The organism is Thermococcus sp. 4557 (genome assembly GCF_000221185.1).
Lineage (GTDB): Archaea > Methanobacteriota_B > Thermococci > Thermococcales > Thermococcaceae > Thermococcus.
In genome coordinates this window covers 1811983-1824131 of record NC_015865.1, presented here as the reverse complement: position 1 = coordinate 1824131, position 12149 = coordinate 1811983, and the positions used below count along the sequence as shown (strand labels likewise).

The following is a 12149-nucleotide window of genomic DNA, read 5'->3' as shown; positions in this document are numbered from 1 at the left end:
CCTCCAGATTAAAAACCCTGCGGTGATGATGATGGACTGCACGAGGGATTACTGCGTTAAGGACATCGCCCTGGCCCCCAGCGGCGAGAAAAAGATAGACTGGGTTTCGCGCTTTATGCCGGTTCTCCAGACGATAAGGAAGGACTTTGAGGAGAAGAAACCCTTCAAAGGTGTCAGAATCGCGACGACGCTGCACCTTGAGATGAAGACGGCTTTTCTGCTTCTCACCCTTAAGGCGGCCGGTGCGGAGGTCTCGGCGGCGGCAAGCAACCCGCTCTCGACACAGGACGACGTTGTCGCGGCTTTAGCTAAGGCAGGGGTAAAGGTCTACGCGATCCGCGGGGAGGACAGGGAGCAGTACTACGAGTTCATGCACAAGGCGCTTGACATAGAACCGAACATAATCATAGACGACGGCGCGGACATGGTCTCGACGGTGCTGAAGGAGAGAACCGAGCTGATAGACGGACTCTGGGGAGCGAGCGAAGAGACTACAACGGGCGTCATAAGGCTCCGTGCCATGGAGAAAGACGGCGTTCTGAGGTTCCCGATAATAGCGGTGAACGACAGCTACACCAAATACCTCTTCGACAACCGCTACGGCACCGGCCAGTCAACGTGGGACGGAATTCTGAGAACCACCAACCTGCTGATAGCGGGTAAGAACGTCGTCGTTGTCGGCTACGGCTGGTGCGGCAGGGGCATAGCCATGCGCGCCCGCGGTCTCGGCGCGACTGTCATAGTCGTGGAGGTCGACCCGATTAGGGCGTTGGAGGCGAGGATGGACGGGTTCCTGGTCATGAACATGATGGAAGCGGCGAAGGTGGGCGACATCTTCATCACCTCGACGGGCGACATCAACTGCATACGGCGGGAGCACTTCGAGGTCATGAAGGACGGCGTCATAATGGCCAACGCCGGCCACTTCGACGTCGAGATAAGCAAACCGGACCTCGAGGAGCTGGCCGTCGAGATAAGCGAGCCGAGGCCGAACATAACCGAGTACAGGATGGCGGACGGAAGGAGGCTCTACCTGCTCGCCGAGGGCAGGCTGGTCAACTTGGCGGCCGCCGACGGCCACCCTGCGGAGATAATGGACATGAGCTTCGCCCTTCAGGCGAAGGCGGCCGAATACATACTGAACAACCACGAGAGGCTTGAGCCAAAGGTCTACGTGCTCCCGAGGGAGATAGACGAGATGGTGGCAAGGATAAAGCTCGCCTCGATGGGGATAAAAATCGAGGAGCTCACCGAGGAGCAGAGGAAATACCTGGAGAGCTGGGAGCACGGGACCTGATTCCCCTTTTCTTTTCGGGTGTTGACAATGAACTTCGAACCCTTCAAACTCGTCCCGGTCGGATATGTCCAGAAAAACGAAGAGACCTTCATCGAGATCCTCCCCGAGTTCTGGGAAGCGGTAGAAGGCCTCAACGAAGATGACTGGATAAAGCTGATCCTCTGGTTTCACGAGAGCGACAGGCAGAAGGGAAGAGGGGTTCTCAAAGTGCACCCGCGCGGGAACCTGGAGAACCCGCTCAGGGGAGTCTTTGCCACCCGTTCGCCCGTCAGACCCAACCCCATAGCGCTCTACACCGTCAGGATACACCGCATAGAAAAAGGGAGGCTCTACATAGACGAGATCGATGCCTTTGACGGCACGCCGGTCGTCGACATCAAGCCTTTTGTGGAGAGGCTTGACTGCCCGGAGGAGGCCAGACTTTGGGAGAGTAGGCTTTACACGATGCCAAAAACGGGTCTCAGAAGACGTGAAGGGCGCTCGCCTTGAAGCTGACGTAGACCTCCCGTCCCTTCGTTATTCCCATCTCCAGCATCGAGGAGCGGGTTATGAACGCCCTCAGATACAGGCCGCCGATTCTCAGATGAACCCTGACGAGGGGGCCGAGTTCTTCAACCGACTCGACCAGGGCTTTGAACTCGTTCCTCGCGGACGTTCTAATGGGCTCCAGCGAGAGGATTATGTCCTCGGGCCTCAGGCCAACGCGAACCCTTCCCCTCGCCTCCGCCGGAAGCTCTATCTCGACGCCGTTGCTCCTCAGGATCCTTCCCTCCGCGGTGCCCTCTATGATATTCTCGAAGCCGAGGAACCGCGCGACTTCTTCACTAGATGGTCTCGAAAAGACGTCCCGAACGGAGCCGGTCTGGATGAGCCTCCCATCGAGCATAACGCCCACCCTGTCGCCCAGGCCCACCGCCTCCTCGAAGGAGTGGGTAACGTGCAGCGCGGTGAAGCCGAGCTCCCGCTTCCAGCGCTTCATCTCGTTGATGAGCTTCCCCCTCGTCTGAACGTCGAGGTTCGCGAAGGGCTCGTCCATGAGCAGAAGCTCGGGCTCCACAACGAGGGCCCTGGCTATGGCCACGCGCTGGCTCTCCCCGCCGCTCAGCGTTTTCGGCTTTCTGTGGAGAAGGTGGGCTATGCCCAGAACCCCGGCTATTTCCTTAACTTTTCTCTCGATTTCTGCCCTCGGAACCCTACGGAGCTTAAGCCCGAAGGCTATGTTGTCGAAGACGCTCATGTGGGGGAAGAGGGCGTAGTTCTGGGGGATGTAGGCGAGGCCGCGCCTCTCCGGCGGCCAGTGGGTTATGTCCTCACCGTTGAGAAGGACACTCCCGGCGTCGGGTTCGATTATGCCCGCTATTATCTCAAGGAGCACCGTCTTCCCGGCCCCGCTCGGGCCGAGGATTATGAAGTGCTCCCCCTCACTCACGTCAAAGCTTATCTCCCTCAGCCGGAACTCCTTCCAGTCCTTGGAAACGGACTTTACCTCAAGCATTGGCCTTCCTCCCCACGAGCCAGCGCAGGATAACGAAAACGGTGAGGCTCATCACGATGAGGATAACGGAAATCGGTCTCGATGCCCTCAGACCGTAGTTGTTGAAGTACTCCATGACGAGAACCTGGGCCGTCTTCGGGTAGTACGCAACGATGAGTATCGCACCCACCTCGCTTATAGCGCGAGCCCACGTCATTATGGCCCCGCTCGCTATGGCCGGAAACGCCATCGGGAGCGAAACCGAGAAGAAGGCCCTCAGCCTTGAGGCGCCGAGGGTCCTGGCGACGTGCTCGAGCTTCTCGTCGACCGCAAGGAAGCCGTCCCTCGCGGCGTTTATCGTGAACGGGGCGGAGACAAAGAGCATCGCCGCGATTATACCCGTGTAGCTGTCGAGGATCGCGCTCGAAAAGGTGACGAGGAGCATTATTCCAACTACGGAGTGCGGAATGACGATTGGGACATCAACCAGAGCCTGGACGAGGCTTTTCCCCGGAAACTCGTTCCTCGCGAGAACGTAGCCGAGGGGGACGCCGAAGAGGAGAGCTATGAGAGCTGTCGCCGTCGCTGTAAGGAGGGAGTTCCTGAGGGCCTCGATAACGTAGGCGTCGTGAAGGGTCTTAACGAGCATGCCCAAGTCGGAGGCCTGCTTAGCCAGTATAACAAGCAGGGGCAGGGCTATGTAAACCACCAGGAAGCTCCCGATCGCGGCGAAAAAGTAGAGTGTGTAGTCGTGCCTCGTCCCCATGGCGATCCCCATAGAGTTGGAAAGAGGAAATAAAAACCTCACCCCTCAACCTTGACCTCGTCCTTGATCTCATCCGGAACGTTGCCGAAGGCAACCGGCGGCCAGATGAAGTCCTGGTGGTTCTCCTGGAAGACCCGCCTGCCGTTCTCGCCCAGGAGGTATCTGAGGAACTCCATCGCCAGCTCCCTGTTGGGCGCGTCCTTCGGAACGGTGACCCCATAAACGATGGGCTTGGCCTTGATGACCTTGCCGGTGGAGCCGATGTAGATGCTCACCTGGCCGTAGTAGTCGGCCTTGCTGAAGTCCTTGAGGTTTATCTCGTTCGGGAGGGTGATGTAGCGCAGGTTGTGCTGTTCTGCCACGCTCTTGTAGATGAAGAAGTAGTCGAGGCTTCCGCTCTCGACGAGGCCGGTCAAATCGGTTTCCTTCGGCCTTATGACGACCTTATCGTTCTTTATCTGGATATCCTTGGGGGCGACCACCATGCTCCCGTTGAAGTATATGTTCGTGTTCTTCTCGACTAAGGTCTCGAATACCGGTTTGTCGTAGTAGTAATCGGCCAGCTTCATGACCATGACCGAGCGGTAGCCGCAGGGGTCCTGGTTCGGGTCTGAGAAGCCGAAGGTGACGCCCGGCCTCGCGAGGATTTCATACCAGTTGTCCGAGTTTATCTCGTCGGCGTACTTGCTCTTCTCCGTGAAGGCGATGACTATTTCGTTCGTCGCGAAGAGCACGTAGAAGTCCGCGTAATCGGGAATCATGAGCTGGGGAATGAGGGTGTAGTCCGCGACGGCAACCATGTCCGCCTTCTTCCCGAGGTCTGTCACCTTCCTCACTGTCTTAACGCTCCCATCCGCCTCGTCATGGAAGGTCACCCTGTAACCGAGGTTCTTCTCAGCGTAATCCGAGAACTCCTTCTCAAGCTGCTGGAAGGGTACGCTCAGCGAACCCGCGTGGAAGACCACGAGGGTTGTCTCTTTAAGCCCTGAGTTCTCAGAGCCGTTTATGCAGCCCGCCGCGATAACGGAGAGCATGAGGAGTGTAATCAGAGGGATGCCTCGCCACTTCATTGTAACCCCCAGGGGAATGGGCACAATAGTGTATTTAAACATTTTGAGCAAACAAAAGAATTAACGTTAACGGTTTTGTTTTCCCGGGTGAAGAAAGACTGTGGCCTTGTCGATTGAGGGATTGAAAGACCCTCATCGCTGGGCTCCGATAAAGAGATCGCCAAGCTCAAAGATGATGAAGCCTTCCTCCTCAAATTCCTCCCTGCCCTCAACGCTCCTGGCAACGATGCCAAAGCGCCTTTTCTCCACCCCCGTTTTGACGTTCTTGGCCTTTTCCTCAAGCCTTTTAAGAACCCCAAGGGCCTCTCGATGGCTTAAAGTGCCCCACTTGACCTCGAAGAAGTACGCGGTTTCACCCTTCAGGCCGACGAAGTCGATCTCCTCGCCCTTTCGCCACCATCTACCTCCCCTCTCAAATGCGAACTTTCTCCACAGGAAATCCAAGGCAGCCTTTTCAAAGACTGGACCCATGTAGTGGTCAAAATCCCGCCTGACGCTCCCCAAAACATCACCGTAAAGCTCCCGCTCGATTCTTTCCCTGTTTGAATAAACGAAGCGGAACCAGAAACGGAAGTAGTTGTCGGCAAACTCGTAGCGCCTGTTTCTCCTCGTTTCCGGCTCAAAGGCCGAGTAAACCTTTCTGATCACACGAATCCTCGCGAGGTTGTCGAGGTAGCGCGAGACAGTACCCCTGTCGAAGCCCGTGAAGTTCACGATGTCGCCGAACTTGGTCTTTCCAAAGGCTATGGCTTTGAGTATCGAGAAGTAGCGCGCGGGTTCCCGGAATTCCTGTCTCAGCAGGAATTCAGCCTCAGTGTAGAGCGGGCTTTCCTTCCGAAGGAAGAGCCTCTCAACGTTTTCCCAGAAGGAGGAGTTCCCATCGAACTGATTCAGATACAGGGGTATCCCGTCGGCAACGCCGTAAACCATCATCCAGGTCTCCGGAGAATAAGCGGGAAGAAACTCCGGAACGTGCCAGTATTTCAGGGGTGTCACGTCGAGCTGCATGGTTCTGCGACCATAAAGCGGACTTTTGTGCCCAAGGAGCCTTTCCATCATCCCAATGGACGAACCGACGAGGACGAGCTTGATTTTCGAGTTCTGGAGATGAAGATCCCATGCTTTCTGGAGAAGGGAAGGGAACGCCGGGTTCGCCTCAACGAGGTAGGGAAGCTCGTCTATAACGACCACACCATCTCCCCGCTCCGCAAGGAGCTGAAACAGCTCAAGCCAGCCAAGATTCGAGCGGGCGATGAGGTCATCACCCAGAAACCCCGCAACCTTTTTCCTGAACTCGGAGAGATTTTCGTTTTCACTCCTCTCATCGGCCAGGAAGTAGAGGTGATGAAATCCCTCCACCGCTTTCAAGATGAGGGCAGTCTTCCCAACTCTCCTCCTGCCGTAAATCACTATCAGCTCAGCTTTATCACCCTCAAAAGCCCTTTCCAGGGCTTCAAGTTCGCTCCTCCTATCGATGAATTGTTGCATCATGATTAGACTAATCGCCTTACAACTATTTAACCTTTCCCCTTATCCCCGCAAGCTCCTCCACGAGCTCCCGGAAGTGCCCGTAGAACTCGCTCTCCCGGAGGGAATCCAGCGCGCCCCAGAACTCGTCGAGGTCTCTGAAGCCGGCCCTCTCGTACTCGAGGGCCTGAACCAGCATCTCCAGCTTGTCCGCGAACTTAACCAGCCTGCCCTCCAAGCTGAGACCCTCCTCGTACTCGCGCCAGAGCCTGAAGTACTCCCTCGGGTTTGGGGTCTTTATGAAAAGCTCCATCGCGGCCTTCTTCTCGGCCTTGCCCTTGTCAAGGTAGTACTGCGCCGTCAGGGGTATGTCGGTGACCCTCGCCTCGGCGAGGTCGTGGAGAACCGCTATCTTGAGGGCCCGCTCAACGTCTATCTCAACGCCCTTCGCCCTCAGCTCGTCGGCCAGAAAGAGAGTTATCAGGGCAACGCGGTAGCTGTGGTCCGCTATGCTCTCGGGGTTTGAAACGCCCCGGAGGAGCCAGCCCGTTCTGGGAAGTTTTTTCAGGTTTCCAGCCTCGATAAAAAGGTCGAGAAGAGACATTTTCATTCCTCCGTTGTGAAAACCGCCCTTTCGGTTTCGATGGCACTCGCCATTATGCAGTCGCCGAGGAAGCGGCCGTAGACCTTCACCCATTCGCCCTTTCCGAGGCACGGACTTCCCGAAAACTCCACCCTGAGGCCGGAAACTTTAAAGGTCGTGCGGTAACCAGGTAACTCCATGGGAAGGAACTCCACAAGGGGCTTGTCCTCGATGGTGCCCTCGATGACAACGTTCTTACCCCTGAAACCACCGGAATGAAGCTCATCAACCGTAACGATGTAATAGTAATGATGACCGAGTTTAACCCGCTTGGGCATGTTCATCACCTTTATAGAGGCGTGGTCTTATCCTATTTGGGGGTGAAGGTATGATAAAGGTTGCGATTATCGGTGCCGAGAACGCCGGCAAGTCAACGCTCATGAATGCTCTAATCGGGGGCAAAATCTCGGAGGTGGAGAACCTCCCAGGAACGACCAAGGGTGTAATCAGAAAACGCTTCGGAAAGCTCAAGATACCGAAGAGCATGAAGAACCCCCTCGGAGGAGCCGATGAGTTCGTGCTCATAGACACCGCCGGCCTCTTCGACCCCCAGAGGGAGCTGAGGGGCAAGGTCCTGAGCGAGGAGAGGTTCCGGGAGATAATTGACGAGATAGTCTCCGCGGATATAGTCATTCACATGGTCGATGCCACCGTCGGCCTGCACAGGGGCATGGAGAAGCTCCACCACATGCTCAAGTTCCGCTACGAGAAGCCGATAATCGTTGTCATCAACAAGATAGACCTCGTCCCACCGGAGAGGGTGGAGGAAATAAGGCGGATAATAAAGAAGCGCCTTGAGCAGGATGCGATACCCCTCTCTCTGGTCACCTACGAGGGGTTCAACGAGCTAATCAAGAGACTGGCGTACTACGCCCAGTACGTTTGAATGCGTGTTACTCCCCAGGGAACTCCGGACATGGACACACCATGACCTGAACCTTCCTGCGCCTCGGGCCGTCCAGCTCGATGAAGAGTATCCGCTGCCAGGTCCCGAGCTGGAGCTCGGCCCCGTCTATGGGAACGACGACCTCGGGGTTCAGGAAGAGGGTCGCCCGCAGGTGTGCGTGGGCGTTGCTGTCTATGCGGTCGTGGGCGTAGCCGGCACCCTCAGGAACCAGCTCTTTCATCCGAGCTTTAATGTCCCGAAGAAGCCCGCTTTCAGCCTCGTTTATAAGGAGACCGGTGGTTGTGTGTCTGACAAAAACGACGGCGATGCCATGTTTAACCCCTGAGCGATAGACCAGCCTCTGGACCTCGGGGGTTATATCAACTATCTGGAGCCTCTCCTCCGTGGAAACCTCAATCTCAAAGAGCATGCCATCACCCGGGCAGGTTCTTTCTGATCTCCACCAGCAGCTCCTCGGCACCCTTAACCCTGCCGGACACTACCGCCTTGAGGAGAACCGCCAGCTCGTAGGCATCGACGAGGTCTCTTCTGCCTTTCTCGGTGACCTCCGAGCGCAGGGTGGAGTATATCTCCTCAACCGCATCCCTGAAAAGAACCTCGTCGGAGTACAGCTCCTTGTCGGCCAGGAGAAGGGAGATCATGTCCGCTATAAACTCCACCCGATTGCTCCTCGACTTCCTCAGTGCTTTGAGCCGTTCCACTGCTTAACCCTCCCCGGAAGCTCCTGTTCGAGAGCTTTTATCAGGATTTCGGAGACAAGGATCGAAGAGAATTTGGGGTCGCGAACCTCGAGGGCGGCATCGATGGCACGCTCAATATCCCCATTCTTGACCAGATGGTGGGCGATGTCGGCCATGACTATCGAGCGAAGCCTCTCGTCCCTCAGCAGGCTTCCAACCTTCATAGCACCCTCCAGCTCGCCCGCAATGACGTAGTAGCGGGCGATCTTGGCCCATACCTCCTCGCTGGACGTGCTCTTGCCTATGGCCCCGACTACCTCCCATCCCCCGAGCTCGGGCCTTTCCAGGATGCGGTTCATCACGGCCTTCCCGACGAGTTCCGCCTCATCGTCCTCAAGGGGCGATATGAAAGCCGGGAGAACGTTGTGATCCCTTTCCAGGAGGTCCAGAGCGAGTTTAACAAACACCTCATCGCTGTTCTCCAGGCGCCGTATAAGCTCGGCGGCGGAAACTCCCTCGCCGCTTAAGGCGAATGCGAGGGCAAGCTCCTCGGTGAACTCCTCCCCAAACTTCTCAATCAGTCCGTTGGCGACGGCCTCAAGGGAATCTATGTAGTGACCGAGCACCTCCCGATCCTTCAGGTAGAAGGCCACCTCCTTGAAGGCGTGCCTCGCCCACTCCTTCACCCCTATCTCCAGTATCAGCGAGATTCCGTTTTCGTAGCTCCCGAGGGCTAGGTATGCCTTGATCAGCTCAAGAAGGGCCTTGGAGCGGTAGGGCTCACCGTCGATGTACTCAAGGGCAAGTTTGCTCTTCCTGATGCGAGAGGCGGCCTTTAGCTGCTCCCGCCCAATCATCTTCGTGTTGGCCCGGATAATCTCGAGAAGAATCTCGTTCCTGAGGGTGCGGTCGTTCACCTCCAGCGCGTAGAGGATTGCCTCGGCCACCTCCCCCAAGGCAAGCATGTACGCCGCGGCGGTTCTCATTATAACGTCCCTCTGGGGTGTGGGGAGAACGCGGGAGTCCTCAAGAACACCCTGGTATATCCTCTTGGAAGACTTGAGACCCGCCCTACCGAGAGAATAACCGACCGACAGGAGCGCCCGGAACATCTTCACGGGATCCTCTATCTCCTTCGCCGTCTCAAGAGCCTTTAGAAACGCGGCTTTATAACTGCCGTCCCTGGCCTTGGCAAGCCTCTCACCTATTTTAGCGTACGTTACCGATTTTATATAGGGGTCTGGAATCGCCTCAACCGAGGCGAGGATTTCCTTGACAATCATGCCACATATCCCCCGTACAGTTGTGGATTTTACACATCACCCTTATTCTTTATTGCACATCACATCTTATTAACCTAACCCTCGGAACGTTTTTAAGGGCTCCCTCGAAGGATGCGACCATGTACGCGGCGATATTTGGCAAAAATCCACGCCTCAGTGAGGCAGAATTTTATGCATTCACCAGAAGGTTCAACCTTAAAGTTAGAGTTATCGAGTCCGCGCGGGACTGGCTGGTATTCGAGTCATCCACCGCGGTGGAGAGGTACTTCCACTGGCTGGGGGGCTCACTCAAACTGGTCCGGATAGTCGGCGAAGGAGAGGATGCCATAGGCGACCTCGAATACGCGAGGCTCTTCACGGTCAGCCTCTACGGTGAGAGCGACTGGAGGCTCTGGAGGAAGCTGGGAAGCGCGATAAAAAGGGAGTTCAAGGCGGAAGGCTCCTCAAAGTTCTTCAAACCCGCCAGAGTTTATGCCATGCCAGCGGAGCTCATCCTCAAGGGCTTTCCAGAAGTTAAGGACTTCGTCTTCCTCTTCCGTGAGGACGGGAGCTTCTGGGTCGGCGAGACCGTGAAGGTTACAGACCCGTTTGAGCTGAAGAAGCTCGACGTGGAGAGGCCCGTTCAGAGGCCCATCCTTTCCATCCCGCCCAGGCTCGCGAGGATAATGGTGAACCTGACGGAGGTGAGGAAGGGCTCTTTCCTCGACCCCTTCTGCGGAATAGGGACGATAGTTCAGGAGTTCGTCCTCCAGGGGCTGAGTGCCCACGGAAGCGACCGAGACCCGGAGAGAATACGGGACGCCAAGAAGAACCTCGCATGGCTCAGGAAGGAGTTCCGCCCGAGGGGCTCCGCCCACCTCGAGGTCTGCGACGCGAGGAAGCTGAGGCGGTGCTTCCGCCAGAGGTTCGACGCGGTGGTTACGGAACCCTATCTCGGAAAGCCCCTCAAAAGGAATCCCAGCAGGGGCGAGGCGATAAAGCTCGCCAACGAGCTGGACCGGCTCTATTACCCCGTCTTCGAGAGCTTCGGCGATGTCCTCAAGAGGAACGGAAAGGTGGTCTTCGTCTTCCCCGCCTACAGGCTGAGCGGCGGGGGAATATATAGAAAGGAGAGGAAGTGGTTGACCAAGCTCGGCTTCGAGGTCGTTGGAAGGTACACCGACTACGAGGAGAGGCACAAACTCGTCAGGGACATCCACGTGCTGAGGTATCGGGGCTAAAGGAGCCTCGCGTGCTCCTGCTTTATGCAGCGGTGGGCAACCGCGGTTAGGCCGGCCTCCTTGGCCTTTTTGAACGCCTCCCTGTTGTACGTTTTGAACTGGAACCAGACGACCTTTGCCCCCTTCTCCATCGCCTGCTCGACGTAGTCCATCGTGAACTCGGGCCTCACGAAGAGGTCGACTATATCTACCTCGTCGGGGATATCGAGAACGCTCGGATAGCACTTTCTTCCAAGGACTTCATCGTAGTGGGGGTTCACGGGGTAAACCTCGTAGCCGTGCTCGAGGAGGTAGCGCATAACATCGTTCGCGTCGCGCTCGGGCTTCGGTGAAGCGCCCACGAGGGCGATCTTTTTGTACTTCGTCAGGATTTCCCTAACGTCATCGTCGCTCAACCGGTCAACCGGCATTATCCTTACCATCGCACCACCCCATAGGTTTGGAAGCCAACCTTTAAAGCTCTAACCGAGAAGTTTCTTCGGTGAGAGCATGGCGCTCTACGAGGAGACCCTGACGAGCAGGATATTCCAGGTCATCATGCTGATTCCAATCCTCGCGATGTTCGCGGGCCTCTACGCGACGTATCAGGCGGGCGAAGGCGTTGAGATAATGCTCGCGACCACAATTGGAGTTACGGTTCTGCTCCTGGACGTGATGGCAATTAAAATCGAGATAGACGAGCGCGAGCTGAGGATACGAGGCATCATCGGACTCATAGTCAGGAAGACTGTTCCCATCGAAAACATTGCGAGCTTTGAGGTTCGGGAAGGCTGGACCTCTTGCTACGGGACGATTCACTTCACCCTGCCCGGAAGGGCTTGCGTCACGATACGACAGAAGAAGGGATGGACGGTCTCATTCACGACCAACAAGCCCGAAGAGCTCGCGGCGGTTCTTGCTACCCTCGGCGTTCCACGAGCACCTTAGTGCCCATGACTGAGACTATTTTAACCTTCTCACCCATTCCAGCGGTTCCGTTTAAACACTCCGCCTTCCAGAGCTCGCCATCGAGCTTAACGACTCCTTCTGGAGAAAGGTCTTCGACAACGAGGGCGGTTCTCCCTATCAGCCTCTCGGGACCCACCTCGGGCTTTTTGTTCGCCCCACCTCCAAGAACGAATGGAGCTATGAGGAAATCCTTGGCCAGGAGGGCAGCTATCACGAGCAATCCAGCCCAGAGGGGAATCTCCACACCTATCTCCGGGAGTATCAGGAAGATGAAAACGCCAACGATAATCTCATCGGCCATCAGTGCGAGGAGTTTGAGGACATCCCTTAAGTCCACTGCGCCACACCAGTCAGGGTTTTCCCAAAAACTTAATATCTTTTGCGAGCTATATTA

The 12149-nt window shown here is 56.4% G+C and carries 16 protein-coding genes; 5 read left to right on the top strand and 11 right to left on the bottom strand.

Translation table 11 applies throughout. From position 1 onward, the window contains the following. The first annotated feature begins 31 nt into the window (after positions 1-31). Together GQS_RS09700 and tsaA are read left to right on the top strand one after the other, a co-directional pair. Positions 32-1297, top strand: a complete 1266-nt coding sequence (locus GQS_RS09700; protein WP_014013511.1) for an adenosylhomocysteinase — start codon at positions 32-34, stop codon at positions 1295-1297. Positions 1298-1324: 27 nt separating this feature from the next. Beyond that, complete coding sequence (tsaA, locus tag GQS_RS09695) at positions 1325-1786, top strand: tRNA (N6-threonylcarbamoyladenosine(37)-N6)-methyltransferase TrmO (RefSeq protein WP_014013510.1); 462 nt, start codon at positions 1325-1327, stop codon at positions 1784-1786. On the opposite strand, the gene wtpC is transcribed toward tsaA, so the two are convergent. From wtpC to GQS_RS09665, 6 genes are all read right to left on the bottom strand, one after another. Continuing rightward, positions 1758-2792 carry a tungstate ABC transporter ATP-binding protein WtpC gene (gene wtpC / locus GQS_RS09690; protein ID WP_014013509.1) on the bottom strand — a complete coding sequence of 345 codons (1035 nt, stop codon included), beginning with the start codon at positions 2790-2792 and terminating at the stop codon, positions 1758-1760. The two genes, tsaA and wtpC, sit on opposite strands and share 29 nt — an antisense overlap. Next, positions 2785-3537, bottom strand: coding sequence for a tungstate ABC transporter permease WtpB (gene wtpB / locus GQS_RS09685; RefSeq protein WP_014013508.1), 753 nt, complete (start codon positions 3535-3537; stop codon positions 2785-2787). Before wtpB ends, wtpC begins: the two co-directional genes overlap by 8 nt. Before the next feature lie 38 nt (positions 3538-3575). Beyond that, positions 3576-4607 (bottom strand): tungstate ABC transporter substrate-binding protein WtpA, encoded by a 1032-nt coding sequence (wtpA, locus tag GQS_RS09680; protein ID WP_014013507.1) that lies wholly within the window; start codon positions 4605-4607, stop codon positions 3576-3578. Positions 4608-4739: 132 nt separating this feature from the next. Further along, entirely contained in the window at positions 4740-6098 is a 1359-nt protein-coding gene (locus GQS_RS09675) for an ATP-binding protein (protein WP_014013506.1), read from the bottom strand. A 22-nt stretch (positions 6099-6120) separates the two neighbouring features. Beyond that, positions 6121-6678 carry an HD family hydrolase gene (locus GQS_RS09670; protein ID WP_014013505.1) on the bottom strand — a complete coding sequence of 186 codons (558 nt, stop codon included), beginning with the start codon at positions 6676-6678 and terminating at the stop codon, positions 6121-6123. Positions 6679-6680: 2 nt separating this feature from the next. Beyond that, on the bottom strand, positions 6681-6995 hold the full coding sequence (locus GQS_RS09665; RefSeq protein ID WP_014013504.1) for a hypothetical protein: 315 nt from the start codon (positions 6993-6995) through the stop codon (positions 6681-6683). Positions 6996-7045: 50 nt separating this feature from the next. On the opposite strand from GQS_RS09665, the gene GQS_RS09660 reads away from it, so the two are divergent. Next, on the top strand, positions 7046-7603 hold the full coding sequence (locus tag GQS_RS09660; RefSeq protein WP_014013503.1) for an Era-like GTP-binding protein: 558 nt from the start codon (positions 7046-7048) through the stop codon (positions 7601-7603). 7 nt (positions 7604-7610) lie between these two features. On the opposite strand, the gene GQS_RS09655 is transcribed toward GQS_RS09660, so the two are convergent. Genes GQS_RS09655 through GQS_RS09645 form a run of 3 tightly spaced genes read right to left on the bottom strand, consistent with a single transcriptional unit; the run spans position 7611 to position 9587 of the window. After that, the gene (locus GQS_RS09655) at positions 7611-8033 is read right to left on the bottom strand and encodes a secondary thiamine-phosphate synthase enzyme YjbQ (RefSeq protein ID WP_014013502.1); all 423 of its coding nucleotides are present in this window, start codon (positions 8031-8033) and stop codon (positions 7611-7613) included. A gap of 4 nt (positions 8034-8037) precedes the next feature. Then, entirely contained in the window at positions 8038-8283 is a 246-nt protein-coding gene (locus tag GQS_RS09650) for a hypothetical protein (RefSeq protein ID WP_238515763.1), read from the bottom strand. A gap of 20 nt (positions 8284-8303) precedes the next feature. Next, positions 8304-9587, bottom strand: coding sequence for a hypothetical protein (locus GQS_RS09645; RefSeq protein WP_014013500.1), 1284 nt, complete (start codon positions 9585-9587; stop codon positions 8304-8306). 119 nt (positions 9588-9706) lie between these two features. Here GQS_RS09645 and GQS_RS09640 point away from each other — a divergent pair, with 119 nt between their 5' ends. After that, on the top strand, positions 9707-10807 hold the full coding sequence (locus tag GQS_RS09640) for a TRM11 family methyltransferase (RefSeq protein ID WP_014013499.1): 1101 nt from the start codon (positions 9707-9709) through the stop codon (positions 10805-10807). Here GQS_RS09640 and GQS_RS09635 read toward each other — a convergent pair. Next, positions 10804-11229: a CoA-binding protein gene (locus GQS_RS09635; RefSeq protein WP_014013498.1), complete on the bottom strand. Its 426-nt coding sequence runs from the start codon at positions 11227-11229 to the stop codon at positions 10804-10806. The genes GQS_RS09640 and GQS_RS09635 overlap by 4 nt on opposite strands. Positions 11230-11296: 67 nt before the next feature. Between GQS_RS09635 and GQS_RS09630 the strand changes: the two genes are divergently transcribed. Further along, a complete protein-coding gene (locus GQS_RS09630; RefSeq protein ID WP_014013497.1) occupies positions 11297-11734 on the top strand; it encodes a hypothetical protein in 438 nt (145 codons plus the stop codon). Here GQS_RS09630 and GQS_RS09625 read toward each other — a convergent pair. Continuing rightward, positions 11706-12092 (bottom strand): NfeD family protein, encoded by a 387-nt coding sequence (locus GQS_RS09625; RefSeq protein WP_014013496.1) that lies wholly within the window; start codon positions 12090-12092, stop codon positions 11706-11708. The genes GQS_RS09630 and GQS_RS09625 overlap by 29 nt on opposite strands. Positions 12093-12149 lie beyond the last annotated feature (57 nt).

Bases quoted from the DNA above. Each gene is read 5' to 3' on its own strand.
- GQS_RS09700 (WP_014013511.1), top strand. From the start codon at position 32: ATGGACTGCACGAGGGATTACTGCGTTAAGGACATCGCCCTGGCCCCC.
- tsaA (WP_014013510.1), top strand. From the start codon at position 1,325: ATGAACTTCGAACCCTTCAAACTCGTCCCGGTCGGATATGTCCAGAAA.
- wtpC (WP_014013509.1), bottom strand. From the start codon at position 2,792: ATGCTTGAGGTAAAGTCCGTTTCCAAGGACTGGAAGGAGTTCCGGCTG.
- wtpB (WP_014013508.1), bottom strand. From the start codon at position 3,537: ATGGGGACGAGGCACGACTACACACTCTACTTTTTCGCCGCGATCGGG.
- wtpA (WP_014013507.1), bottom strand. From the start codon at position 4,607: ATGAAGTGGCGAGGCATCCCTCTGATTACACTCCTCATGCTCTCCGTT.
- GQS_RS09675 (WP_014013506.1), bottom strand. From the start codon at position 6,098: ATGATGCAACAATTCATCGATAGGAGGAGCGAACTTGAAGCCCTGGAA.
- GQS_RS09670 (WP_014013505.1), bottom strand. From the start codon at position 6,678: ATGTCTCTTCTCGACCTTTTTATCGAGGCTGGAAACCTGAAAAAACTT.
- GQS_RS09665 (WP_014013504.1), bottom strand. From the start codon at position 6,995: ATGCCCAAGCGGGTTAAACTCGGTCATCATTACTATTACATCGTTACG.
- GQS_RS09660 (WP_014013503.1), top strand. From the start codon at position 7,046: ATGATAAAGGTTGCGATTATCGGTGCCGAGAACGCCGGCAAGTCAACG.
- GQS_RS09655 (WP_014013502.1), bottom strand. From the start codon at position 8,033: ATGCTCTTTGAGATTGAGGTTTCCACGGAGGAGAGGCTCCAGATAGTT.
- GQS_RS09645 (WP_014013500.1), bottom strand. From the start codon at position 9,587: ATGATTGTCAAGGAAATCCTCGCCTCGGTTGAGGCGATTCCAGACCCC.
- GQS_RS09640 (WP_014013499.1), top strand. From the start codon at position 9,707: ATGTACGCGGCGATATTTGGCAAAAATCCACGCCTCAGTGAGGCAGAA.
- GQS_RS09635 (WP_014013498.1), bottom strand. From the start codon at position 11,229: ATGGTAAGGATAATGCCGGTTGACCGGTTGAGCGACGATGACGTTAGG.
- GQS_RS09630 (WP_014013497.1), top strand. From the start codon at position 11,297: ATGGCGCTCTACGAGGAGACCCTGACGAGCAGGATATTCCAGGTCATC.